This window comes from Photobacterium sp. DNB22_13_2, assembly GCF_052873915.1.
On record NZ_JBNNXU010000007.1, the window covers coordinates 267,005 to 292,717 of the forward strand.

Annotated in this window: 21 protein-coding genes and 2 pseudogenes; 9 read left to right on the top strand and 14 right to left on the bottom strand. The window is 45.7% G+C overall.

The window, feature by feature from the left end:
• Positions 1-17: 17 nt before the first annotated feature.
• From ACVA58_RS13275 to ACVA58_RS13285, 3 genes are all read right to left on the bottom strand, one after another.
• Entirely contained in the window at positions 18-566 is a 549-nt protein-coding gene (locus ACVA58_RS13275; protein WP_446510913.1) for a carboxymuconolactone decarboxylase family protein, read from the bottom strand.
• A gap of 252 nt (positions 567-818) precedes the next feature.
• The gene (locus ACVA58_RS13280) at positions 819-1,331 is read right to left on the bottom strand and encodes an SRPBCC domain-containing protein (protein WP_446510914.1); all 513 of its coding nucleotides are present in this window, start codon (positions 1,329-1,331) and stop codon (positions 819-821) included.
• A gap of 93 nt (positions 1,332-1,424) precedes the next feature.
• Complete coding sequence (locus tag ACVA58_RS13285; protein WP_446510915.1) at positions 1,425-2,228, bottom strand: helix-turn-helix domain-containing protein; 804 nt, start codon at positions 2,226-2,228, stop codon at positions 1,425-1,427.
• A 202-nt stretch (positions 2,229-2,430) separates the two neighbouring features.
• Here ACVA58_RS13285 and ACVA58_RS13290 point away from each other — a divergent pair, with 202 nt between their 5' ends.
• Entirely contained in the window at positions 2,431-3,471 is a 1,041-nt protein-coding gene (locus ACVA58_RS13290; protein WP_446510916.1) for a bile acid:sodium symporter family protein, read from the top strand.
• Positions 3,472-3,570: 99 nt separating this feature from the next.
• On the opposite strand, the gene ACVA58_RS13295 is transcribed toward ACVA58_RS13290, so the two are convergent.
• A complete protein-coding gene (locus tag ACVA58_RS13295) occupies positions 3,571-4,347 on the bottom strand; it encodes an inositol monophosphatase family protein (RefSeq protein WP_446510917.1) in 777 nt (258 codons plus the stop codon).
• A 7-nt stretch (positions 4,348-4,354) separates the two neighbouring features.
• Positions 4,355-5,851 carry a glycerophosphodiester phosphodiesterase family protein gene (locus tag ACVA58_RS13300; protein WP_446510918.1) on the bottom strand — a complete coding sequence of 499 codons (1,497 nt, stop codon included), beginning with the start codon at positions 5,849-5,851 and terminating at the stop codon, positions 4,355-4,357.
• A gap of 205 nt (positions 5,852-6,056) precedes the next feature.
• Here ACVA58_RS13300 and ACVA58_RS13305 point away from each other — a divergent pair.
• Positions 6,057-6,149 (top strand): annotated as a pseudogene (locus ACVA58_RS13305) (ABC transporter substrate-binding protein); the annotation flags it as partial.
• Positions 6,150-6,201: 52 nt separating this feature from the next.
• On the opposite strand, the gene ACVA58_RS13310 reads toward ACVA58_RS13305, so the two are convergent.
• The gene (locus ACVA58_RS13310) at positions 6,202-7,116 is read right to left on the bottom strand and encodes a DMT family transporter (protein WP_446510919.1); all 915 of its coding nucleotides are present in this window, start codon (positions 7,114-7,116) and stop codon (positions 6,202-6,204) included.
• Between the two features lie 187 nt (positions 7,117-7,303).
• On the opposite strand from ACVA58_RS13310, the gene ACVA58_RS13315 reads away from it, so the two are divergent.
• Both ACVA58_RS13315 and ACVA58_RS13320 read left to right on the top strand, forming a co-directional pair.
• The gene (locus ACVA58_RS13315) at positions 7,304-8,212 is read left to right on the top strand and encodes a LysR substrate-binding domain-containing protein (protein ID WP_446510920.1); all 909 of its coding nucleotides are present in this window, start codon (positions 7,304-7,306) and stop codon (positions 8,210-8,212) included.
• A gap of 129 nt (positions 8,213-8,341) precedes the next feature.
• Positions 8,342-8,719, top strand: a complete 378-nt coding sequence (locus ACVA58_RS13320) for a RidA family protein (protein WP_446510921.1) — start codon at positions 8,342-8,344, stop codon at positions 8,717-8,719.
• A gap of 84 nt (positions 8,720-8,803) precedes the next feature.
• Here the strand turns inward: ACVA58_RS13320 and ACVA58_RS13325 are convergent.
• From ACVA58_RS13325 to ACVA58_RS13340, 4 genes and pseudogenes are all read right to left on the bottom strand, one after another.
• Positions 8,804-10,234: pseudogene (locus ACVA58_RS13325) on the bottom strand (chitinase); the annotation flags it as partial.
• Positions 10,235-10,734: 500 nt separating this feature from the next.
• Complete coding sequence (locus ACVA58_RS13330) at positions 10,735-12,060, bottom strand: hypothetical protein (RefSeq protein ID WP_446510922.1); 1,326 nt, start codon at positions 12,058-12,060, stop codon at positions 10,735-10,737.
• Between the two features lie 431 nt (positions 12,061-12,491).
• Positions 12,492-12,956, bottom strand: coding sequence for a hypothetical protein (locus ACVA58_RS13335; RefSeq protein ID WP_446510923.1), 465 nt, complete (start codon positions 12,954-12,956; stop codon positions 12,492-12,494).
• Positions 12,957-12,984: 28 nt separating this feature from the next.
• The gene (locus tag ACVA58_RS13340; protein WP_446510924.1) at positions 12,985-14,940 is read right to left on the bottom strand and encodes an alkyl/aryl-sulfatase; all 1,956 of its coding nucleotides are present in this window, start codon (positions 14,938-14,940) and stop codon (positions 12,985-12,987) included.
• Between the two features lie 310 nt (positions 14,941-15,250).
• On the opposite strand from ACVA58_RS13340, the gene ACVA58_RS13345 reads away from it, so the two are divergent.
• The gene (locus tag ACVA58_RS13345) at positions 15,251-15,835 is read left to right on the top strand and encodes a sugar O-acetyltransferase (protein ID WP_446510925.1); all 585 of its coding nucleotides are present in this window, start codon (positions 15,251-15,253) and stop codon (positions 15,833-15,835) included.
• 430 nt (positions 15,836-16,265) lie between these two features.
• Here the strand turns inward: ACVA58_RS13345 and ACVA58_RS13350 are convergent, their stop codons facing one another.
• From ACVA58_RS13350 to ACVA58_RS13365, 4 genes are all read right to left on the bottom strand, one after another.
• Complete coding sequence (locus tag ACVA58_RS13350) at positions 16,266-18,134, bottom strand: putative ATP-dependent zinc protease (RefSeq protein ID WP_446510926.1); 1,869 nt, start codon at positions 18,132-18,134, stop codon at positions 16,266-16,268.
• A 216-nt stretch (positions 18,135-18,350) separates the two neighbouring features.
• A complete protein-coding gene (locus ACVA58_RS13355) occupies positions 18,351-19,640 on the bottom strand; it encodes an alpha/beta fold hydrolase (RefSeq protein ID WP_446510927.1) in 1,290 nt (429 codons plus the stop codon).
• Between the two features lie 108 nt (positions 19,641-19,748).
• Positions 19,749-21,074 (bottom strand): hypothetical protein, encoded by a 1,326-nt coding sequence (locus ACVA58_RS13360; RefSeq protein ID WP_446510928.1) that lies wholly within the window; start codon positions 21,072-21,074, stop codon positions 19,749-19,751.
• A gap of 333 nt (positions 21,075-21,407) precedes the next feature.
• Positions 21,408-22,331, bottom strand: coding sequence for a M14 family metallopeptidase (locus tag ACVA58_RS13365; protein WP_446510929.1), 924 nt, complete (start codon positions 22,329-22,331; stop codon positions 21,408-21,410).
• 250 nt (positions 22,332-22,581) lie between these two features.
• On the opposite strand from ACVA58_RS13365, the gene ACVA58_RS13370 reads away from it, so the two are divergent.
• The 4 genes from ACVA58_RS13370 (at position 22,582) to ACVA58_RS13385 (ending at position 25,712) form a co-directional block, all read left to right on the top strand.
• Complete coding sequence (locus tag ACVA58_RS13370) at positions 22,582-24,030, top strand: NAD-dependent succinate-semialdehyde dehydrogenase (protein WP_446510930.1); 1,449 nt, start codon at positions 22,582-22,584, stop codon at positions 24,028-24,030.
• A gap of 134 nt (positions 24,031-24,164) precedes the next feature.
• Positions 24,165-24,698, top strand: a complete 534-nt coding sequence (gene mog / locus ACVA58_RS13375) for a molybdopterin adenylyltransferase (RefSeq protein WP_039465743.1) — start codon at positions 24,165-24,167, stop codon at positions 24,696-24,698.
• Between the two features lie 266 nt (positions 24,699-24,964).
• Positions 24,965-25,261, top strand: a complete 297-nt coding sequence (locus ACVA58_RS13380) for a hypothetical protein (RefSeq protein WP_446510931.1) — start codon at positions 24,965-24,967, stop codon at positions 25,259-25,261.
• Positions 25,254-25,712, top strand: coding sequence for a GFA family protein (locus tag ACVA58_RS13385; RefSeq protein WP_446510932.1), 459 nt, complete (start codon positions 25,254-25,256; stop codon positions 25,710-25,712). The genes ACVA58_RS13380 and ACVA58_RS13385 overlap by 8 nt, the downstream gene beginning before the upstream one ends.
• The last annotated feature ends 1 nt before the right edge of the window (position 25,713 follow it).

Genomic DNA, 25,713 nt, shown 5'->3' on the forward strand with positions numbered 1-25,713 from the left:
TCCTTGTTTCAGATTCTCTATTTTTGCCAAGCAAATTTCTTAAATACATCGTCAACAGGGGTTTTGGCAACGTGATTAACATAATTGCTGATCACTTTTTGTGATAGGCCCAAAATAATTTCTAGTACTTGTTGGTGGCCGTAACCGGCAGCATAGAATGTCTCAAGCTCTGCATCAGAAATATTACCGCGGTTGCGAACGATACTTAGTGTCGTATCACGCAGTACTTGGAGCTTTTCGGTCGGCATCGCTTCTTCATTTCGAAGGGCGTCGGTTAATTTTGGATCTACTTTCATAGAGTGGGCGATACCTGTGTGGGCAGGAACACAGTAAGTACATTCATGTTCGACGTTGATGCTTTGCCACACCACTGTCAGCTCTTCTGCATCAAATGAGCTGTTGACGAAGAGTTGATGCAACGTTTGATAGGCTTCGAATGTATTCGGAGACTCTGCTAATACACCATACAAATTTGGGATCATACCGTTTTGTTTTTGCGCTGCCTCTAAACGAGCTTTGCTGGCTTCAGGAGCTGTGTCAATGTTGTGGATAGTAAATGCTGTCATGGTTTTCTCTCGTATTAAGTAATAAATACCACTGTGTTGAAAACAATATAGAACCAATTGAACGACTGTTCAAGGTTAATTTTGAACAATCGTTCATGGTTTATTTGAGGTTTAGGGAGACAGCTTTCCTAACAATATGAAATTAATGTTTTTTTTCGATGAGGCAGGGCTGGGTTTTTAGACGTTAGCAACAGGTACATGATAGAACGAAGGCATTGGAACTAATACCAACCTACATTAATACTTGAGCTGCTACTTATCTCGATTGGTATAAGTTGTGCGCCGTTTTTTACACTCAGGCTGTTTTTGAAGCTCGTCTAGCCACTTTCTGTGATAGGAATGAATATTTCGGCTGGTGAAGTATTTAGTTAGCCAAGTCATCCCACCACGTTGGGTGGACTCTGTTTTGATAATACAACCATCATCGGTGGGCTCGATCAGCCAGGCATGGTACATATCGACATCACCACACTTGCCTTTCCAGGCGATCCGCTCATGAGGAATATATTCAACCACCGTACAATCAAAATGCAGGGCTCGTGTTCTCCAATTAAAGATAGTGCCTTTGTGCAGCTCTATACCGTCGCCATTGATAATTTGTACTGATGTTTTGGCGCGCCCCCACTGGGGCCAGCAAGGTGCGTGCACGAGACATGACCAGACAGTATTGGCTTGAGCGGGTATCAGTGTTTCGTTTCTCACATGCAACTGCGCATTTTTTGGGTGGTAATATTCAGGCCAGTGGATTTCCTTGCTGGTCGTCATCGTGTCTGCCTTTTACTGTGAAGTATTTAAAGACTAATACGGATAATGCGATTTCACTAGTTGGGATATTCCCAGGACGCTGAGTAAATCGCATTACTCCTTGCGTAGGTATTTACCTGGTGTGACGCCAAATTGTTTTTTGAATATGGAGACAAAAGCAGAGACGGAGTCGTAACCACATTCGATAGAGGCTCGAGTGACTGGCGCACCTGATTCTAATCGGTTCAAGGCTTCAAGTAATCTAGCCCGTTGGCGCCATTGTTGGAACGTCAACCCCGTCTGTTGCTTAAAAAGCCTACTTACACTCCGTCCTGATAGGCCAACGAGCTTTCCGAGCTGTTCAATGTCTCTTGGCTCTTCGGGGTGCGCCTGCAAAAGCTCAGCGAGTGTGGCAAGGCGTTTATCATTGGGTATTGTTAACTGAGTTGCGGCTGGTGGAAGGCAAGCTATTTGATCGACAAGTACCTGCGCCAACCGGCCATCGGCGTTAGCGATGCTGTAGTCAGTAGGAAGCTCACAAAACTGAAGGGTGAGCTCTCGTACCAAGGGGGTAATACTACACACTCTTGGTTCTTGCCATTCTTTCTCGGGGAGTGATGTGGTTTCGATATACAGGCTTCGCATTTGTGCTGCGCCATTGGAAATGACTTTGTGCTCAATCCCTTCGGGAATCCAAATCGCAAACTGAGGAGGGGCGACATAATGGCCTTTGCGGGTATGGACGATGAGCATCCCTTCTGATGCATAGGACCACTGGCCCCAGCCATGGGTATGCCAATGGGTTTGGCTACCGGACTGTTGCCAGCTTTCTACCCGGGCATAAACGGGTCGGGGAAGCTCTTTAAGTAGGGGGACATGCCTATGTTGTCTTTGACTATTGTTGTGCGCCTGTTTCACCGTGACAGTCTCCCTTTGTTTTTGGGCTAAGAAAGGCTTAGTTGAATACCCTGCTGGGAATATAATGGGCCACTTTGTCTTGTAATCGACAAAAGTTATCTCCTTTGCGATAGCAGGAAGTTTTCACCAGCGTATCCTATTACCTAAACGTTGCCAATGGATGGCAAGTTGTTTGGTGTGCTTCTCCAAATGGCATGCAAGTATGAAAGGTGAAAATGTGATTAAAAGAGTTATCAGTTACTTTAAAAAAGAATGGTTCCTAACTGGAATGCTAGTCGCGGTTGCGCTGGCTGCCCTTATGCCCTCTGTGGGTCAATCGGGTGGTTTACTACATTTGGACCAAGTCACCGCTGTGGGGATTGCGATTATTTTCTTCCTGCATGGCATTGGATTATCGCCCCAGGCCATTAAAGCCGGTATCACCAACTGGAAGTTACACCTCTTTGTTCAGAGCGCGACCTTTATTGCCTACCCTTTTCTCTGGCTTTTATTCGGTGATGTTTTCCATGCCATGATGCCTGCCGCATTGGCTTTTGGTTTCTGTTATTTGTTCGTGTTGCCAAGCACAATCTCTTCATCGGTCGCGATGACCAGCGCAGCAAAGGGGAATGTGCCAGGAGCAATCTTTAATGCATCACTGTCCAGTGTCTTGGGTGTGTTGATTACTCCATTGCTGATCCAGTGGTTTATGGGGATGGAAGGTGTCGAGATGGACATCATTGATACCGTAATATCCATTTCTTCAATGCTGCTTTTGCCAATGATCGTTGGACAACTGTTACGTCCTGTGTTGCTTAAGTTTTTGGAAAAACGTAAAGCAATTATCAATAAAATCGACAAATGGGTGATTTTGCTTATCGTGTTCAACGCCTTTAGTGACTCGGTGAAAGATGGGATTTGGTCAGACTTTGCTATCAGCACTCTGGCGTTGACCTTGCTTTTCACCACCCTGATATTGTTGGTGGTAGTGCACAGTATGCAGTGGGTCGCTCGCAAGGCAGGGTTTAATCGTGAAGATGAAATAGCGGCTGTTTTTTGCGGAACCAAGAAAACGTTGGCGGCCGGTGTACCGATGGCCAAAGTGATTTTCGGAGCTAACCCTATGTTGGGTATGATGCTGCTACCAATTATGTTCTACCACCAAATCCAGATCTTCTACTGTGCGATCTTGGCTAATCGCTATGCGAAAGAGAGTGAGCAAGCAGCTGAACAAGCTTCAGCAGAGCCAGTAAAAGCTAGCTAGTCCCTTTAAATTGAGATAACTGAATAAAAAACAGTCACCGGATGTTCGATAACATTGGGTGACTGTTTTTTTTATGCCCGCTTAGTCAGAAAGGTCGCGTTAGCCTCTGAGCAAATCCGTCAATGCCGGAATACTTGCTTGGATGGCATAGCCGCCTTTCACTTTTTCGACCAGAACGTCTGCGCCCGCTTCTCGAAGTATCACAATACCGGCCATGATATCCCAGGCGTTTATGAAATCTTCACGGAAGCCATCAAACTGCCCCGATGCGACATGGGCAAGCCCAAGAGCAGCAGAGCCGTGACGGCGGTGTTCTATGCCATTATCCAGCAAGCGCTGCATAGTACTCAGGTAATTTTCCAACGGCATTTTGGCTGAGTAGCCGAGGTCGACCAAACCGACAACATCTTGATTATCGCGGTCGATAGCTAGGCGCTTATCGTTTAGCCATGCTCCTTCGCCTTTGATAGCTGAAAATAACTCATCATGGCATGGGTCATAGATTGCACCAATTACCGGCTCGTCATTGATGACATACGCTATAGACACACACCACATTGGCTGCTTGCGAAGGAAATTGGTTGTGCCATCAATGGGGTCGACAACCCAAGTTCCGGAGTCAGCTTTTGTATCTGTGTGGGTTGTTTCCCCACTTTCTTCTCCCAGAAAGTTATCTTCAGGAAAGTTAGCTGCAAGTTGCTGTCGGATGAAATTTTCCGTTTCTCGATCGGCAATGCTGACGAAATCCTGCTTGCCTTTGACATCTACGGCAAGACCTTCTTCCTTGAGCTGGTTTTGATAGTTCAAGGCCAGTGAACCTGCTTCTCGTGCCAATTGGCAGGCAAAGCTATAGCGATGTAATAATTCGTTTTTCATGTAATACCTAACTCTTAATTTGCAGCTCTTGCTCTTGTTCCCACTGGCGGTAAGCTTTACTAAAAGCAAAAGGGTGGTCGATATTGACCATATCAGGTTGTAGCTTGATTAGCGCTACCCATTTATCAATATTGGCATCGGGATATCGTAACAATGTTTTAATGCCCAAATCGCGACATAGGCTGAATTCATTTAAGTTATCAATCAAATAGTCATACTCGACGATAGCGGGTGTGCCAGCCTCAATGATGTGTTGCAAAGACTCAAAGTCCTGCCTGCGTTTCATTAGCTTTACTTCTGGATAATGCGTGCTTAGTTGGGCTAAGTAGTCATTGTTGAAGCTCCAAAAGAAGCAGCGTTCAAGGGCGTTATGTTGGCATGCTGCCGCAATTACCTGGTGCACATCTGCATCTTTGAGTTCGACATAGAGTTGACCGTCATGTTGGTTGGCAAGTTCTAGAAACTCAGCAAATAGGCTGACATATTGATCGTCAAAACTCGGATTATACCAACTGCCAGCATCACAATTGAGCAACTGCTGGCTACTGAGATCCCGAATATGACCAGACAGGCTGGTGGTACGGTCTGCAGTAGGATCATGGATCACCATTAATTGACCGTCAGCACTGGTGTTGAGATCTAACTCGATGACTTTTGCACCCATTCGGTAACCCATGGTCGCACTGGCTTTGGTATTTTCTGGTGTGACATCATTCGCCCCGCGGTGAAGAACCAGTTCGATAGGGTTGGTTTGGTGGGGGCGGTAGCCGGTGATAAGTTCAGGCAAATCAGAGCAAATCCCAATCACTGGCATCTGGATGAGCTTTGCTATTTCGCTAGGACGTTCTTCATGCCAGATCACCACAGGAAGGTTGCGTGCTTCGGCTTTGACGAAGAACTCTGGGGTCAGATATTCATGCGGGGTTTCTGATGCTTGCTCCCAACATAAATGGATCATGTCGGCTTTTGCTTTTGTTGCTTGCTCGAATGGGCATTCATCAATCCGAACAAGAACTGAAAGCGGATAGTTTGCTCCGCACTCATCCAGTTCCGCTATCCATTGTGCAACAAAACTGCCGATTGTAACCTGGTCATAAGGTGTTTCTTCTAAAATGCGAAGGACTTCGAGGCCTGCACCTTCGCCTTTGAGTTCGATGTACAGGCCACTATCGGTGGCCACGGCGAGCGTAAGGACTTGATGGAATGTCGGGACGCATTCTCCATTATAAAGTGAATACTGCTGGAGTTGTTCGTAGGTGAGTTCCGATATGTTCGCGTCGATACCTGCCGTGTGTTCCAGGCTATCATCATGGCTGACGACACAAACCCCGTCTGCTGTTAAGCGGACATCTATTTCCCACATTTCAGCGTTTAGTTTGGCCGCGTAATCAAAGGCCTCAAGGGTGTTTTCCAGCTTGTGGCCACTGGCGCCACGATGGGCAATACACAAAGGGAACGATTGGGCGCGTTGGATGAGTCTTTCTAAGCGTTGCTGCCGTAACATTCAAGCAGTCTCCATAATGATTAATGCATAGCGTGTTTTTTGCCCAAATTAACAGAGGTAAGTGTCTACTTAGGCGGTCGGTCATTATTGGAAGTGCAGATGACAGTGAGATGACTCAAGATTGAAAGCTCGATGACAGAGTTGTCCGAAATGTGATTGAAAAAAGAAAAATTCAATCGCATTTTTGTGTAAATAACTGAATTATAAGTTTAATCAAGCTGTCGCGACTATTCGCGTTAATGGGGCGTATGACAAGATCGCCGCAAAATACTTCAGTTTTGATATTTATGGTGACTAGTATCAAGACTTAAATTGAATATGGAAATCCCCTGTACAGGGGATTTTTTGTTTTAGTGGGTAACCGCTCGGTGCTGCTGTACCCATCTAGGGCCGAAGGTATTGATGATGGTTGCCAGAACAATGAGGCTGATCCCCGCGACCTTGTTGGTTTCGAGTGTTTCATTGAAAAAACTCATTTGCCAAATAATCGCAAAGAGTAAATTGGTGAAAATCAGCGGTGCAAGCTGTGAGCCGGTGGAGACCAACTTATATGCTTTAGCACGGAACATTTGAGTGCTGACAATACTGATAGCTAAGACTGTCAGCATAACCATTAAAAGGTGAGCATTAAAAGGGTTAGACGGAATAACGAAGCTGTCTGATGACACAATCCGCACTGCGGCAACAGGCAGCAATATAAAAGCGGCGAGCATAAAGCACCAACCGTTAAGCGCTGCTGGCGGCAGATCAGACTTCGCCCCTTTGAACAAGGTTACTTGCGATAGGGCATTGAATCCACCGGCCGCCAAACCGATGAATAGCTCTGGTCGTAACTCGATACCGGATGGGTCCCCAGCTTGAAGCAGAACCCCTGTAAAGGTCATTGTTAGGCAAAATAGTGTTAAACCTTGGATAGGGGTGCGATACATCACTTTTTCTAACACAGGTATAAACAGTGGCCCGGTACTAAATAGCACCACACTCTCGACCAGAGTTAATTCGTTTAACGCAGCTAAAAAGCAGAGTTGACTGCCGACGACACATAGGGCACGGATGATGATTGGTCGGCTATTGTGCTTATCGGGGACGACCCAGCCGGAAGCTTTTAACATCATAAGCATAATAGTGGCAGGCAGGAAAAATCTCAAAAATCCTAACACCTCGGTGCTAAAACTGTCGGTTAACAGTTTTCCCAATAGGCCATTGAACGACAGGCTGAAAGTAGAGATAAGCATAAAAAGGACGGGCCTGAGGTCTGTGGGCATATAATTGGACTCCATTATTATGAAAATGCGTAACATTTCAGTGATTTTTACTGGATATTTGCTGGTGATGGCTAATAACGATTAATAAATGTCTTTGCTAAAGAGCTATGTATGGTTTGATTTTAGAGTGGTTGTCTCAAGGAAAAAAGCGAGTAATACTGACTGAAACTGTTAGGAAAACTTACATATGAGAAAGTTGGTTCCCCTTAAGTCAATTTATGCGTTTGTGGCCGTTGCCGAAACGGGCAGTATGACGGATGCTGCCGAGGTACTCAGTGTCAGCCATTCAGCGGTTAGTCAATCAATCAAAGCCTTAGAGACCCAGCTTGATGTTAGTTTGTTCCGCAGGGTAGGGCGTCGGGTTGAACTGAATCAGGTCGGCCGCAAGTACTACCGGAAAGTCGCTCCAGCCCTTTCTCAAATCGTTGAGGCCAGTGAAGCAATAGCCCGCAAGAAACCAAGCAATCGTATAACCTTGAACATGGTCAACTCGCTGGCACTACACTGGTGGATCCCTCGCGTACCTGACTTTAACGAATACGCCCCCCAAATCGATATCCGCATTTCTAACATCATCCATGCGTTTGATCTGGAGAGAGAAGGCGTCGATGTGGCTTTACTTCACGGTAAAACCGATGAGTGGCAGGATTATTATTGTGAAAAGCTCGGCGATGATGAGCTCATCATGGTATGTAGCCCTCATTTACTGGAAGCAAACCGGCAGGCAACGCCGATACAGCTGTTGTCTCAGCATCCGGCTATATTTGCGACAAACCCCCGGCGTCAGAACGACTGGCAAGTGTGGTGTGAGCATCATCAAATCAAGGTGCCGAGCCAACAGAAAAATTTAACCTTTACAGCTTCAGTGCAGGCCGTACAGGCAACAATAAGAAGGTTGGGTGTATTGATCACCCACAAACAGTTCGTGCGGGATGATATTAAACACAATATGTTAGTGCAGGTTGGGGAGCCGGTATTAAACCCTCATCAGGAGTTCTATTTTGTTTGTTTGCCGGAGAAGCTCAAGGAGGAGAGTGTGCTTACATTGAGAAACTGGTTTCGGGCACAGTTTGGAGAAAAATATTCCACTATTTGAGATTTTTGCGGAAAACTTAGGAAATAATTTCTCTTAGTTGCAGTGTATATTTCTATTCAAGATAAAGGGCTTAGTACGGTGAAAGATGGTTTTCCTTCTAAGCTCAGAACTGAAATAAAGGGAAATACAATGACAAATACAATCAATACCGTGAATGCACCTGCAGCAGTTGGCCCATACGTACAAGGTAAACACTTCGGCAATATGCTGATCACCTCTGGCCAACTACCTCTGAACCCAGAAACAAATACTATGCCGGAAAATGTGGCAGAGCAGGCTAAGCAATCACTGGCAAATGTCGAAGCGATTGTGAATGAAGCCGGCATGACCAAAGCGGATATCGTAAAGGCGACTGTATTTGTTAAAGATTTAAATGACTTTGCGACCGTTAATGAAGTCTATGCTGCGTTCTTTGGTGAAAACTGTCCAGCCCGCAGCTGTGTCGAGGTGGCTCGTCTGCCGCTTGATGCCAAAGTAGAAATTGAAGTGATTGCTGTTAAGGGCTAGTGAATTAGTTACGCTGACTTGCAAATAGACGCCCACCATACGGTGGGCGTTTTTATTGCCGATTAATCATTATGACTAAATATGTTTCCAAGGATCGCCTTTACTTGGCTCATTGCCCTGTGACCACCATTTTGCTTCATAGTTGACACCTTTGTAGCTAACTTTATCTCCGGTTAAATAGACTTTAGTCACATCCCAAGCAGGGTGATCGCCACCAACAGGCGGCTCGGTGGGAGGATCGATGGGTCCCAAGTCATTAACCACTTTTACTTTTGGCCAGCCAACGTGTGATTCATAGAGGTTCGCCACACACTTTTCATAATCCCCTTCGACCAATGCAGAGTAGGCGGTTTGATAACCGACGAGCTTGCATTCGAACGATACCCCGCCTGGTCGATCTGAATGATAAGACCAATCACCATCCCAGTTGGTGTATAGGACATCTGCCGCCCCTTGTAGATTCAGGCTGCCATAAGGGGTTTGCTGCCAGCAGGTGTTTTTCTCATCCGCAGGAACGTCGATCTGATAGTGGTTCGATAACCCTTCCCAGTACCGGATACGGTTCACTGGTTGCCCTTTGTCCTTGTTATGCTCGCCACACTCAATACCACCATTGATGATATTGATAGTGGTACCAAAGCCGTAACCGATACCGGCATCGGTTTCCAATTGTGATGGAGTCCAGGTTCGGTCAATAACATGGAGCATGGCAGGTTTAGGTGCTTGCGGAGTTAGGAAAAACCAAATAGCAGACGCTAAGTTAAGCCAAGAATCGGCAACTAGCCCCGGATTGTTCAGCAACACCGTAGCATCACCATCAAACATGACCTCAGAAAAGGCACCGTAGTTAAAATGGTATGAAAGCTGTTTTGCACCACGGCCAAAGTAACCTTGCCCCGCTGAACATGGCCACTTCTTATTTTGCCAATCGTTCTGGCCACACCCAGTGGTATATCCGGGTTGACCTTCCGACCATCCCATCTCTCGAACATGCACCAACGCTTGCTGCCACTCTTCTAAGCCGTGAGGGTTATCCCAGGTGTTATCTACTGCAATATGACCACCGGTTTCCTGAGCAAAGTGGGCAAACGCGGTGACGATGGATTTCTTACAGATGGCATCGGCATCTCGGCCGTCGGTATAGTCGCCACAAAAAGCCGGGAATTTACCAATAGCCCTTAGAAAGCGGGTATAAGTATATTCTGGTGCAGCCATTTGGGTGAGATAGTACCACTCTGTCTCAGGGAAGACTTTTTCTGCTCGAACAACATTAACTGGGTTGCTTGCCAAACCAGGTTGTATAGCTTCAACTTTGTCATTGGACAGGGTTCTGAGGGCGTCGGCCCATAAGGCGTACATCGGGTTGGCTGTTTTTGTCTGTTCGGCAGCCAATATATCAGCGCGCAGAACGAGATAGCCACCAGGAGTATCAGGGTCTGGTTTGACCGTCATAGCAAGGCTACTGGCCGCCATCGTGCAGCCTATCAAGGCGACGAGAGTGTGCTTTTTCGACATGTCATTATTCCTTTATTTTTAGTTTCACGTTTCATGTGTACTAAGCCATGCTGGTCCTGTTCTACTCCCGATGCTGACAATAAACATCAATACTGCGCAGGTTGAGCATGAGTACTAAAGGTTTAAAGGAACCTTTAGCTCTAAATGCTTAGAGATATATCAACCGAAGTGACTTCCGTAACTATAAAGCGATTGGTAATTTGGCGGGGCGACATAAATTAGTAAGGGGTGCTGAGAATTGTCGTAATTTGGCGTTTAAATGTTGATTTTCGCTTGCTAATTAGAGGCTATGACTATAAGCGGCCAAGTTTGTTTATATTGAATAGATATATTATCTTTTCGTACGAAAAATAAACAACTTTAGTGTTGTGCGAGTGACTTCAGTATGTTGTTGTTTGTTGGCAAAAGTATGCTTGTCTTTTTGGAAGCTTTGTCGCTTTTGAGTGGCGAGTTAGAAGCCCACGAACGTAGATAGCCGTGGGCTTTTTTCTATCCGCCGATTAGATGAAGGCCAGAATTGGTGAGATACATAACAAGATACCCGTTGCGATGATCATATAGGTCGCAGTACCTTTGTATTTATGTAGGGATGGAACCTTGTAGACAAGATAAGCTGGGATCAAGCAACCAACCAAACCAAACACTGGGCTACAAATTGATGTGAATGACAAGATTGGCGCATTGAGGGCAATTGCCGACCACGCCAGTAAGATAATAAATACGATAACGCCTTTACTTACCCATTCTTTGTTGATCTCTTCTTCTTTATATTTACGAAGCAAGATATTCATCGCCAATCCTTTACAGGCTTCACGGAAGGCAAGAAACACACCGAAGAACGAAGTGACAACCGCAAAGATGTTAATGACTATCCCTGCAACCGTTGCCCAACTGCCCGAGTAGTAGTGGGCAATAATTGCCAATGCGGAAACATTCTTGTTCATCGCATCCATTGCCTGCTCTTGGCTGATGGCAAAGGTAAACGAGATGGCGAAGAAGAAAACGATAACAAATAGAATACTGAAGGCGACTGTCATAGCACGGGTTGCTTTGTATCGTGCCACTTCAATTGACTTTTCATGGGAGCGGTATGAAATCACCATTGGACTGAGTGACTGGATAAATAAGATAGAGGTTAGAGTAAATGGCAATGTGATGATGGCATCTTTGAACATTGGTAGGAATTCACCGACTGCAGGGACATTATTGAAGTCCCAACGCGCAACCAGCAACAGCCCCATTACCGCAACTAGCGACAGTACGGTAACCGCCATAAAGCCGGACAGTTTGAACAGTAGCTTTTCGCCTTTACTGCCAATGAAAGACAAGACACAGATCAGGCCTAGTCCATAGAAGATATTCTCATTAAGGTGTCCATCAGTGACACCAAAAGAGTGCAGGTAAGAGGCACTGTCGTTGGTAACGGCAAGTGAATAGACCAGCACCCAAATCACGAGCATGATGAAGTAGAGCACACCCAGAGCGATCCCCCAGTTTTTACCAAGGTAGCCCGATATGATTGCAGGGTAATCGTTACATTCTTTGGATTCAGCAAGGGTATTGATAAAAAGTTTTTGGAACAGATACATGGCTGGATAGCCAATGATGGAAGAGAGAAGGAATACCCAAATACCCATGATACCAACTTGAACAGGTAAGAAGACAATGCCAGCCCCAATTGCCATACCAATACTCATGACAATCCAGCCAAGATCGACATTATCGAATTTAGTGGCTTTCTTCCATTCAGTTTCAGTCATGCCTGCTTTGACGTGCGGAGGGGTGTGGTTGGGGGTGCCGGTGAGGACTTCTGATTGTACGCTCATAACTACTCCGTGTAGGGTTTATTATTATTGCTAGCCTTTATAAGCTGCTGATTTTAATTTAAAGAAAATTGAATTTAGATTCAGCAACCCAGCATTGGCCGATTTTTGTAAGAAATCTTGTGCAGGCATAATAGTGCTACCGGTGGGAGAAAAACATTCTCACTTTTCGTTATAAATTAGAAAAACGAGCATCTTTTTATCTTATCGTGGAGAATGCAGAAATGATTTTCCTTACCTTGATTTTTGTCATGTCAAATGTCAATAAAACTAGGCACGCTTCAAACAATCAATAAAAAAGTAAGTACTTTCAGCTTATTTGGCAGCGATAGGAAATGTGTTTAAGTTCACGTTATTGATTATTTTATAGTGCTCTATCAATAAAGGGGGTGGGTTAAATCCCTTAAATAGCAATAAATGCGAAAGAAAGGGCGTTAGCCCTCTCCTTGGTTGGCGATCCCTAGCACTTTCGCTTGCTCTAAGGTAATACTTTGGCTAATCAAGGCATTCAATGCCGTTTCACTTAGCATTAGAGTGCTGTCTTGCGAGGAGGCTGGCTCTGAGTGAATGATAATTGGCTTGCTTGGGCTATATCTAGCCCAAAGCTGGCTGTCGACCAAATAGATGTGCGTTTCTGGATAGGTGGATGATGTCATTTGTTTATCCAGCAGGCTCAACCACCAACTTGCCCGTCTAAGCCCCGGCTTGCCACTGAGCTTTTCCGGCCGTTGAAGTTCACCACCTTCAATAGCTTTTTGAGTCGCGATAGCAATATCGAGTGCGCCTGGATAACTTTCGCTAAAGGGGTTATTGAATTGTCCATCGTAAGAGCAAGCCAGCAATGGCTGACTTACTCCAGACAGAAGGATCGCCCCTAACAAACAGGTTATTTTATTCATGCGATTCCTATTAGTGTCATGAGTATCCTTATGGGGTCACTATGTTAAACCAGAAGTTAAAGTTATCTAGCATATCGACAAACTTCTTGAAGACTTCCTGATCACCGCTGATCTTGATATCACCGTCGGCAATGGCTTTCTCTAGAGTGACATTGCCAAGCTGTACATCATCCAATACTGCTTTGGTTAAAATCAGGCTGACATCGGCTTTGTCTGCTTGCTTGGCTGTGTAGTTGAGTACCGAGTTTTCCATGCTAAGGGTGTATTTTTCATCTAAATCGGTGAAATCGAGATTGATGGTAAACTGCTGTCCAGCGGCTTTTTCAGGGTTAATTCGAACAGATAGGTAATCAAATAACATAGCGGGTGGCATGTTTTTGATTATGTCGGGTGAAGCCGTTGTTGTGCCGCCGGCAGACGGTACACCGTTACGCAATTCATAGGCACCTTGCAAATACACCGAGCGCCAAGGGCCGGACTCAGCTTGATAACCAAGTTGTTCATAGGTATCGGCTAATAAGGCTTTGCCTTTTTCACTATTGGGGTTGGCAAAGACAACATGTTTCAGCGCTTCGGCGACCCAGCGATATTCGCCTTTGTCGAAATCAGCTTTGGCTTTTTCTATCAGCGTCTCTTCTCCCCCCATATACTCAACATACTTAACGGCGACATCTGCGGGTGGGAGGTTGTTTAGATCTGATGGGTTACCGGTATACCATCCCATATAGCGTTGGTAGACGGCACGGCTATTATGGCGCAAGGTGCCGTAGTAGCCACGAGTATTCCAGTTCTTATCCAATGATTCTGGGAATTGGATGATCTCTGAAATTTCTGAACCGACATAGCCCATATTCATTAAACGAACACTTTGGTCATGGGTGTACTTATACATGTCACGCTGTTTTTTGAAATAATCGACGATGTCTGCCTGTCCCCACATTGGCCAGTGGTGACTCTGGAATTTCACTTTTACCTCATCGCCCCACATTTCGATGGTTTCGTTTAAATATCCTGACCACTTCAGCGCATCACGTACTTGAGCGCCGCGCAAGGTCAGAATGTTGTGCATGGTGTTGGTCGTATTTTCTGCCATCCATAATGCTTTTTTATCTGGAAACCATGTGTTCATCTCGGTAGGAGCTTCACTGCCAGGGGTATACTGGAATACCATTTTGATGCCATCAATGGTTCTAGCTTCTCCCGTTTTTGCAATGATGTCTGTAGGCTCAATGAGGGTAGGTAAGCCGGTCGATGTAGTTTGCCCTAAACCACCGTTGACCCCACCGAACTCGTTTCGTGGAAGTAAGGCTCCGTACATGTAAATGGCTCTGCGGCCCATGGCATTACCGGCAATGACATTTTCTGATACCGCATGCTCGGTGAAATCGTGAGAAGCCAGAACTTGAACGTTACCTGCTTTGACATCTTTCTCATCAATGATGCCTCGTACCCCACCAAAGTGGTCAATATGGCTATGACTGTAGATAACTGCAACTACGGGGCGTTCACCTAGTTCACTGTTTATAAAGTCGAGTGCGGCTTTGGCTGTTTCAGGCGAAATGAGTGGGTCGAACACAATCCAGCCAGTATCACCTTTGACAAAGGTGATGTTCGTTAAGTCATAACCGCGGACTTGATAAATCCCGTCAGTGACTTCAAATAGCCCATTGATCATGTTGAGTTGGGCATTACGCCAAAGGCTAGGGTTTACGCTATCAGGAGAAGGGTTTTCTAAGGTGATGTACTTTTTATACTCCTCAAGATCCCATACGACATCGCCGTTTTCATTTTTAATGGTGACGACATCTTGTTTGGCTATAAACCCTTTTTGTGCATTTTCGAAATCGTGTTTGTCATTAAAGGGCAGGTAGTCTTTTACTGCCTGATTTGCTTGCTTGGTCGCCTCGGTGGCGGGTTTTGGGTCGGCAGCAAATACAGCGGATGATATTGCAAGAACAAGTACGGTAGATAATATGTGTTTCATCAATAAACACTCCCTTGTTAAAGAACGATTTAATTATCGTTATCCTAAAAATAGTCAACGTATTGCAGTATGCAAAAAGTAGTTATTTGTTATGCCTATTTATCGACAAAATGATTAGCGACTAGGGGACTTTTGTGGCGTTCGTTTGGTTTTGGGAACTTTCCCATCATGGCTGCGCCGAATGTGATCCCGGCTTGTTTTTAACACCATAAAATAGCGTAAAAGCAGCAATTGTGGATGTGCTAAGGAATAATCATGGCTTCCATTTTTTAGCCCGGCCTTGCCGGATTATTTAGGTGCAAATCCAAACATGGCATTAACAGAAAAACAGAAGATGATCTCGGGCGAGATGTATCAAGCATGGGATGAAGAGCTTGTTGCAGAGCGTCAAAAAGCAAAGAAACTGTGCTTTGCATTGAACCAAACGTGCCCAACAGAGGAAGCTACTCGTAAAGCTTTGATTCATGAGCTACTGGGCAAAGAGACTGACGCATGGCTCGAGTCTCCTTTCAATTGTGATTATGGTTATAACCTAAAGGTTGGTAAGAGGTTCTATGCCAACCACGGATGCACCATCTTGGATTGCGCGCCAATCAATATTGGTGATAATTGCTTGCTCGCTCCGGGGGTGGTGATTGCAACGGCAGGGCACCCGCTTGATCCGGTTGAGCGTGCATCGGGTGAAGAGTTTGCCAAGGAAATTACGATTGGTAGTGATGTTTGGCTTGGTGCCAATGTGACGGTATGCCCTGGGGTGACAATTGGCGATAATGTCGTTGTTGGCGCGGGTAGTGTGGTGACGAAAGATTTACCTGCCAACACCGTATGTGTAGGCTCGCCAGCGAAGCCTGTGCGTACTCTGGCTCTCAACGATGATAAGTCAGCGTTGGTCTAACCCCTAACCAGCGAATGTGTTCTGCTGTTCAGTCTGATTAGCCAAATTAGTACATGAGCTCAATGATTGGGCAGTGGAGCCATTCGGATACACCAACGGCAAGCGTTGGAAATGTAATAAGCATCCCAGCAACGGACAAGACAAGCTTCTGAGTGTTCATACTCATTCCCTAAAGATTTATTTCATTAACTTATTAATTGTAATTAATCGACGCAAAAAGTCCTGCACTTTGACATTGATTTACTTTCGCGATCACTTAGCTATGTGGAGATTACGCTATGTTTGAGACATTAAGCGGTCATTCGCTTGCTCATGACAGCGCAGTACCACTTTTGTCAGCGGACAAAAAAATTAAAGGTATTCTGTATAGAAGATCCAGAAAAACACAAAGGAGCTGAAAAGCTCCTTTGTGTTTGGCATCAGTAAGGCGTTATTTTTTGCTGGTTAGGATAAACTGCGCATCACTGCTAACCACTATATTGTTTTTCAAGAAATTTTTTCCCAGAATTATGCTGTATTCAAAACGGCTGCGGTCGCGTAAGTTGACGTTAATTTCTTTTTCGGTATCCCCCAGTTTCACTGTCATGTTAACCACATAGCGGGAGCTTGCTTTCTCTCCAGCACGTGCTTTAATCCGCATGGTTTTCACGACTTCTCGGGTATAGTTTTTCTCATCACCCTGATGGTTGCTATAGGTAAACGAAACCATCTCTTTGCCATTATCGGTAAAGGTTTTGATGTCGGTGGCATGCATTGAACTCACATCGGCGCCGGTATCGAGCTTAACCGGGAACTGCATGTTGTCCATTTTAGCTTGCTCGATGTAACCCGCCTTCGTTGGCGCGTGTTTATCGAGTAGTTGGGTGGTTCGGGTATTGACTAATAGAGCACCAGGGATCAAATCAGGGCTGATTTCGAGTTGACTGAATGAGCTATCGTCTTGCTCGCGGGTTTCGAGGGCAATGTCACGCAGTAATAATGACGATGGTAGTGAAATTTCAGTTCCGATAACAGGGCGGACTTGATCACCGACCCGGATCTTTCTTTTTAGTGGCTTATCTATTTTGTGGGTTTTACCATTGGCATCTTTGATGGTGTACTGAATCATGCGGCCGAATTCAGTCCGCTGCTCTTCAATCTGTGAAACTTTTAGTAATGGCGTTTTGATGATGCCTGAAGGACCAGCATTGATGTTGATTTCGTCAATTTTGATGGTTTCTTCGCCACTAATCATCAAAATTGAGTCGTCTTTCGCCATTGATGAAATCGGAGCCAAGTCAGATTTGCCGAGGTAGCTAGCGCCTAAATTGACCACAAAATATTGATTAAGCGCTTCAGTACCTAAACGCAACTGGCTTTGGCTCTTGGTGCGATCTTTTAGGTATACCTGAATATACTGTTCAGAGTCACCCAGCTTAATCGGCAAATAAACCATAGGTCTTTCTGTATTGCTAAAGCGTAGCATTCGGCTAAGCGGTGCGGTCATTGTTTTACGGGTTTTATCTCGGCCTTCTAGCGTAAATCTCACGGTCTTTTTCTTTTCGTCGACCTTGATATCAAGAGCGTGCAGAATACTGTACCGGCTGTCGAAAGAGGTGCTGACTTCTAGCGGCAAAGTACCGATAGAAGCACGCTCTTTGCGACCGATGATTTTCGCATCAGGCTGTTCTTGTAAGTAATCAAACCCTGCATCGACCCAAGCGGTATTACGAAGAAACGTTTTACCAATCAGAATTGGGGTCGAGAATCGTTCGCGGTTGGCGAGGTTGACTTCGGTAGGGACCGTTTGCCCTGCAATGGTGAGATCCATCTTAACCACGGGGCGGGCTAAGTGCCCATCGCCTCGGCTTTTGATCATCGCCAAGCGGAACAGTGGTTTTTCAAGTCGGATCAACTTGCCATTATATGGGTGCTTGATATCAAACCCAACCATGATATTGGTTTTGTCTTCCCGGTCACGAAGTTGGGTGCTACCCAGTGCGTCATATTCGACTGCGATAGCGTCGAGCAACTCTTTGCCCTCAAGTCCCTTAAATATCGGCTCATCCGTTGTAATCGTGATGTTTTCTGCATGGATAGAGGTTGAATCAGCACCGGTATCAATTTTGGCGGGAAGACCTATGTTATCGAGCGAATCAATAGCAGGAAAATAGACAAGTTCGGTGCGGCCTAACACCACTTTATTGTCGATTTCAGCACGGCTTTCAATAATGCTTTCATACTGGGTGTTTTTCGCCATGGCGGGAGAGGCGGCGAAGGCTGCCAAGCACAAGGTGGTCAACAGTCGTAGGGAAGTCATAGGTTTCCTGTATCAATTAGCGAAGGGGAATTCAATTGGTTAAGTTTACTGTTTAAAGGTAGCGCTAAAGCGGCTTATTGACACCAATTCAGCAAAGATTCAGTAATACTAACAGAATTTTTGCAAAACTTTGGTGGAAAAAGGTTTTTTAATCAGTTAGATGCATGTCAATGCACCTAGCGACACAAAGCCACTAGGTGATCAGATATCAAAGTACTATGGCAAATTCGCCACACCATCGGCCATATGGATTAGCTTATCTAGAATGCGCTCACCGTCGGCGCGAAGGCCATTGTGCTCATATTCATTAGTGATCCAAGCTTTGCTGTTGGGAATACCCTTCAAGGTTTCCTGCGAGTATTGCATTTCTACATACATATCTTCGGCATAGACAGCGCAAGCCACCGGTACGGTATTCTTTGCCAGTGCTTCAACGTCGTATAAATTAGCCCAATGAGTGCGATCTGCCAGTAGGTTAGCTGCTTCTTTCAGTGGTTTTAAGCACTCGAACTGATCGAACATCCACGGGTAAACCATTTCGCCAGTGAAGTTGAAAGCATCACCTTTCTGGTAGTTAAATTGTGGGAAGCTATTGCGTACCCGGTGCGCAGACCAATTTGATGCTGAATGTTGGCAGTAAATGGATTCGTGCAAAATCGCATAGATAGGGTTGGTTTGGTAACTTTGCTCAGCCAGCATAGCGTTAAGGAAAGCATAGCTAAGGGTTTCTTTACCGTTGGCTTCAACAAAGGCTTCTTCTAGCAGGTAGTACATCGGCACATTGGCACCACTGCGGCCAAGGTTGATACCTATCATCTGGAACTGCTCGACAGTAAAGCGTTGGCCGTTTGGCAAACGCACATCGTTATCCAGTAAGTGATCGGCAATCTTTTGGCACTGGCTCTGAGCTGACGGGAACTGGGCAAAAAACGCTTCGTTCTTGTCCTGTACCTGCTGGTAAGTGGCTTGATAAACTTCATCTGCGTGGCGAGTTAGTGATGGTACACCACCGGTGATATAAGAACGTGACAGGCTTTGCGGGTAGAACGAGAGGTAAGTCAGGGTACAAAACCCCCCAAAGCTCTGGCCAAGAGTTGCCCATCGCTGGACACCGAGTTTTTCCCTTATTGTTTCGGCATCACGGACAATATTGTCGGCACGGAAATGACCAAGGTAATCGGCTTGTTCTTGAGCTGACATGTGGGCCAATGTCTGGTGAGTGATCACTGTGCTGTTGCCAGTGCCACGCTGATCCAACAGCAGTACGCGATATTGCTGCAGCGCACGCTTCAACCAACCTGAGCGGCTGTCTGGGCGCGGCGATGGAAAGCCTGGGCCGCCTTGGAAGTAGATTAGCCAAGGCAGATCTTCGTTTTGGCGGGCTAGGTCAACAACTTCGCGGGCAAAGACCGAAATGGACTGTGCATTTGGCATGGTGTAATCAAGTGGGACTTCAAAGATATGCTGGCGGTAAATCAAATCACCGTCGATGAAAGAGGTTTGCACAGGTAGCTCCTTTACTAGCGAATTCAAGCTGATATACCTAAGTAACGACACACTAGGGTATTTCCGTTCATCCTAACATCTTTTCATTCTCATCTCGCGACAAACCCATCAGGGCTTCACTGGTCGTATGATTTGCTCGAACAGTTTTGGTTGATCGAAATGGCGGATCCCGACAAAAGCAATGGCATGATGGCCAAGCTGACGCATCGCACCCGCTGACGGAATGCCGAAGGGCCATAGATAAGTACTTTCCAAGCGTTCACTGCTAGGGAGTAACCCACGTTGATCAAAGAGGCTAATCGTGTGGTGGCGATCAGTTGGGAGTTGGCGCAATAAGTCGTAGTCGAGGCGAGTTAGATTGTGGACTTTACTCTCGGCCTTTTTGCCGGTGCTCACATTATCATGCTGACTCCAGGTTACCTGCTTAATCATATGCTCACCATGTGACAGGGTGACTGACCAAGATGATGTACCCGAAGGGACTGCTTGCTTAAACAGCAAGGGGGTTTCGATGTCAGGTTTTGCATTCTCGAAATCAAAGCGATCAGTGAGGTTGAAAACCATGTGGTAGCACCCGCAGTGATGGATTGAATCGAGCAGTAGCGGGCGGCCTTGATGATCAAGAGTCAGCCTCAGTAAAACCCCGTCAAACTCTCCAGCGTAGGGGTCGAAAGATGACGTTGGCGTGCGGTTGGCAAACCAAAGACTGTAGTTGAGCTGCAAATATGTCTTGCCGTATAACTGGGTATAGCTGTGGTGCAGGTAGATAGTGGGCTTTGACGCATCAACGGACGGTTTCTGCTGGCTATCCACATAGTGAACCGTGCCCGGGATATCATCATCAGAGCCTTGTTCTACCTCTATTAACGGGGAATAAAAGTGAAAAAGCCGTGATATCTGGTCGTCGGTTAGTATGGGCCAACTTGAGGTTGAATGCTGCAGGGCATCATTGAACCATGCTTCTATATCTACCACGGGAAGTGATGTTTTTGCTAAGCGATAGCTGGCTGTGTGCCGGGGAGGTTCACTAAATCCCAGTAAGATCCTTTTTTTCTCTTTATCAATGGAGGATGTAGCGACTTGGCTGCTGAGTGGATAAAGACCAAACACACGAAGCCAGGGCTCGTAGCTATTAGGGATAGAGATTTTTTGCTCAATGATTTCATCCCACACACGATCATTATGCTTTGCTTCTGTCACGAGTTTATCCGCACAATGATCCAGTACCGGCAGGTCAAATCGGTTAACAATCAGATTATTGAATTCCGCCTGGCGCTGGCGAGTAGCGAGCTGAGCCGTGTAGTCGAGCCATTGACTGCGATCTCTGTCGGTGGTCACTTGTTCAAGTTGTGATTGGCTGAAACGGTCAAAAGCAAGGTAGGGGAATGCTTTGTTATTGAGCACCTGTACATCATTAACTAGCTGTCGTTGCACTTCCTTTTTGAAAGCAGTTAACTGGTTGAGACAGCCTTGTAGATCTGCTGAATAGCCCGTGTGATAGGTACTAGAGCATGCGCTAATGAAAATAGCCATAGCTAACAAAAAGAATATGCGCATAGTTACCAATATTTATAACCTATTGAAAAATATTAATTATAGAAGGTTTGGTGGCTAAGTGCTGAGTTAAAACGGGAGATGCGTTGGAATTTGTACTACGGATTGAAGCGAATGGTAGCTTATGACAATCGTCGGAGGGGTTACATAAAAGAAAGCTGGAGTATAGTGCTCCAGCTTCTTGCTTGTATGGCTATATCGCGAGTGCGAAAATTAACCTAACTGCTTAATCACGTAATCCAGCGCGCCGGTAACCGCGGCAACTTGAGCAATATTGCATTCTTGGTCGGTGACTTTGTCGCTATCTGGGTATACTTCCGTCGTCGTGCCATAGGTACAATCAGACAGGCCATTACACAGGCTTAGATCTTTTAGCGGGTAGTTGATTACGCCTTCTTGCGTAACAGGTGAGCCGATGATTTTGCCGTTAGCATCTGGCGGAGCGATATGAGTGACTTTGCGAACCGAGTCAATTATGGCTTTTTGTAGTTCAGGTTGTGGGTTTTCAGTATCCCCCACGGTGTAGAAGCCATCAGGGATCATTTCTTCAAAATGATCTAAGCCGTCTCGTGCTGCGCGAGCGCGTCGGAATTCAGTTTCATCAGAGTCTGTCGTTTCGTGCAAGTCGACATGTACCAAGATCTCTACGCCAAGCGCTTTCACCATAGCCATTAGGCTAGCGGCTTCTTCCGATGGGCTGTTCTCGAAGAATGAACGGTTTGGATCAATCGCTTGTGGGTTCCAACGGTTGATCACTTCATAACCCCAAGGGCTAACACAAGGCGCGATGACGATATTGAAGTGCTCTGCGTATTTTTCAGCTTCAGTATCAGCAAACAGTAGCGCACCGTGTACACCACTGGTTTCGTAACCATGTACACCACCGGTTACTAACGCTGTTGGCTTATTGTTACTCCAGTTGCGCGATTTAATAACCAATAGTGGATAATTGGTTGGGTCATAGCTGAGTGCGCCATATTGGGAGATATCAAAACGCTCGCGAAGGGCGTCAATCTTTGTGACAACTTCTTCTTGGTAAGAGCGTTGAATTTCTTGCTGAGCGAGCCATTGCGCCTTCTCTTCGTTACCCCATGGCGTGCCTGGTGTTCCAATTGGATAGTTGTTTTCGCGTTTCATTCGATTGTCTTTTGTTGTGTGTGTTTGTCTTTGTTTAGACAGAATAATTTACTGTGTAATTTGACGCAATCGTATTGATATCTCAAATATGTCTCCGTGGTTACTATTTTGTGAATGGATGTGACGAGTTTCTTAGATACTTAGTCACAAATTGTCACTACTGTCTGAAAACACGATCAAGCTAACTTCATTATCCTTCACTAAGTCTTTATGCTGGTTACTAAACTGATGCCCTCGAGAGGAATAATTCGTGAAGCTACATGATCCCCAACTTTTAAAACAGGCCTGCTATGTAGCAGGTAACTGGGTGAGTGCGATTGATGATACCTATACACCAGTGACAAATCCCTCAACAGGAGAGCTGATTGCAAAAGTGCCAAGTTTGGGTAGGGATGAGACGCTTTCAGCGATTCATGCTGCCGGTAAGGTACAGGGTGACTGGGCTGCACGAACAGCAAAAGAGCGCGCGATAGTATTGCGCCGCTGGTATGAATTGATTGTCAAAAATACTGAAGATCTGGCTGCGATCCTCACCTTAGAACAAGGAAAACCCCTTATCGAGGCAAAAGGCGAAATTACCTATGCTGCCAGCTTTGTCGAATGGTATGCCGAAGAAGCGAAGCGTTCTTATGGTGAGTTAATTCCAAGCCATAAGTCTGATGCCCGTATATTGGTTTCCAAACAACCGATTGGTGTGGTTGGTGCTATTACGCCTTGGAACTTTCCAGCGGCAATGATCACACGCAAGTGCGGGCCTGCTTTTGCTGCGGGGTGTGCAGTGGTATTAAAACCAGCTCCTGATACACCGTTGACTGCGCTGGCGCTGGCTGAGCTAGCAGAAAGGGCTGGAATCCCTGCAGGTTTGTTTAGCGTAATTACAGGCGATGCGGTGGCTGTCGGCGGGGCCCTGACCGAAAGCCCAGTAGTGAAGAAAATATCTTTCACTGGCTCTACTGAGGTTGGCAAGCTGCTGATGGCGCAATCGGCCGCTACAGTGAAGAAGTTAGCGTTGGAGCTGGGTGGTAATGCGCCGTTTATTGTTTGCGATGATGCTGATCTTGATAAAGCCATTGCTGGGGTGATGGTTGCCAAATTCCGCAATGCTGGGCAAACCTGTATTTGCGCCAACCGAATCTATGTTCACGACAAGGTTTATGATGAATTTGCCGCGAAGCTAGTTGAGAAGGTCAAAGCGCTTAAAATGGCAGATGGTTTTGAAGAAGGGGCTAATCTTGGACCACTGATCAATACGGCAGCTGTTGAAAAAGTACAAAGCCATATTGATGATGCGATGGCGAAAGGTGCGACGCTTGCTTATGGCGAGCCCCAACCTGAAGGCACCCATTTTTTCCCGCCCCAGGTACTGACTGAAATGAACGATACTATGCTGATTGCCACCGATGAAACTTTTGGCCCGGTTGCAGCATTGTTCCGTTTCTCTGAAGACGATGAAGTGATCCGTCGAGCCAACCATAGCAGCTCTGGGCTGGCGTCTTATGCCTATACTCAGTCTCTGTCTCGTGCCTTTAAGTTCAGTGAGTCACTGGAGTATGGCATGGTAGGTATCAACGAAGGATTGATCTCTACCGAAGTTGCACCTTTTGGAGGGGTAAAAGAGTCAGGTTTGGGTCGAGAGGGGGCAAGACAAGGGCTAGAGGATTTTCTAGAGGTTAAATATACCTTAATGGGCGGCTTATAGTTGAGTTAACTCCGATTAGGTGTTTAACAATCCAAGAGAATTTCTTAAACTTGCATGCATGCATGAAGAAACATTACTTTCCTGCTTGCATGAAAGTACGAATGGATAACAAGGCCCAGCCTGAGGAACAACCAATGACTAAAGCAAAAATCGGCATCGTGACTGTCAGCGACCGCGCTAGTGCAGGTGTATACGAAGACATCTCTGGACAGGCAATTATCGATACACTGAACGACTACCTGACGTCTGAATGGGAGCCGGTATACGAAGTCATCCCTGATGAGCAGGATGTGATCGAAGCTACGCTGATTAAGATGGCCGATGAGCAAGACTGTAGCCTAATTGTAACTACAGGCGGTACCGGTCCAGCGAAGCGTGATGTGACTCCTGAAGCCACAGAAGCAGTATGTGATCGCATGATGCCGGGTTTTGGTGAACTAATGCGTGCTGAGTCATTGAAGTTTGTACCGACTGCAATTTTGTCGCGCCAGACTGCTGGTCTGCGTGGTGATAGCCTGATTGTTAACCTGCCGGGTAAGCCGAAATCGATCCGTGAGTGCCTGGATGCCGTATTCCCTGCGATCCCTTACTGTATCGATTTGATGGAAGGCCCATACCTTGAGTGTAACGAAGCGGTGATGAAGCCTTTCCGTCCAAAGAAAAAGTAAAAGAGAATAGCGAACGGCAATGAATACGCGCACGACGCTTAAATTGACCGTGTAATAAAGACAAGCCGACTGAAAAGTCGGCTTTTTGCGTATTACAGCAGTTGATTTTACAACCAATTAACTTCACGTTGTCACACTAGCGTTGTGAAGTGATTTGGATATAACGCTTTCTTGACCACTTGATCCAGTGCATATTGCACAGGGGTAGGATTTAGGTAACATCAGTCTCGTATGTTTATTCGTTGATTGAAATGGAATCCATCTTTATGTTGTTGGAACAAGCTGTAGAAATAATAGAGTACACAGATAGTGATACTCTGGCTCAGGCAATGGACGCTTTTAATGAAACAGGCATCGTTTCAGGTACAAAGTTTCCTTTTTTGAATACGGTATTTGATAATGCACCAGTTGAATTGAGTGAGCGTCTTGGTGTTGTGGGTTTTAAAGGGTGTATTAATCTCGCTGAAGTAATTACCCGCCAGGATATTAGAGGTTATGTGATTTTTGATTCCGAGCGTTTTAGTTTGGCAGAGGCAGTCAAGTGGGGACAAACTAATGACTAAAGTTACGGGAAGTTGCAGCTGTTGTTCTATCAAATATCAGATCACAGGTCCTGTTCAAAAAGTGGTTAACTGCCATTGTGATCACTGTAAAAAAATGAATGGTTCGGCCATTTCGACGTATGTAGCCGTGCTTGATAGCGATTTTGTTATTACCCAAGGTGAAGTAAAGCAATTCGCTATCTCAGAAAAAGCATCTAAATACTTCTGTGGCGATTGTGGTACGCCTTTATTCAATGAGTACATTAAACACTCAGGATTGAAAATGCTGCATCTTGGTGGCTTGGATTCAATCAATGATTTAACGCCGAGTATGAATCTATACAGTGAGTCACAAACAGGTTGGATTGGTGATGTTAGTAATATTCCAAGCCTGAAACAGAAAAAAGAGAGTGAGAGTGCAACTGATTGTTCAAGTTCTCGCTTGACGTGGAGTGATCTGGCGCTTAGCTAGA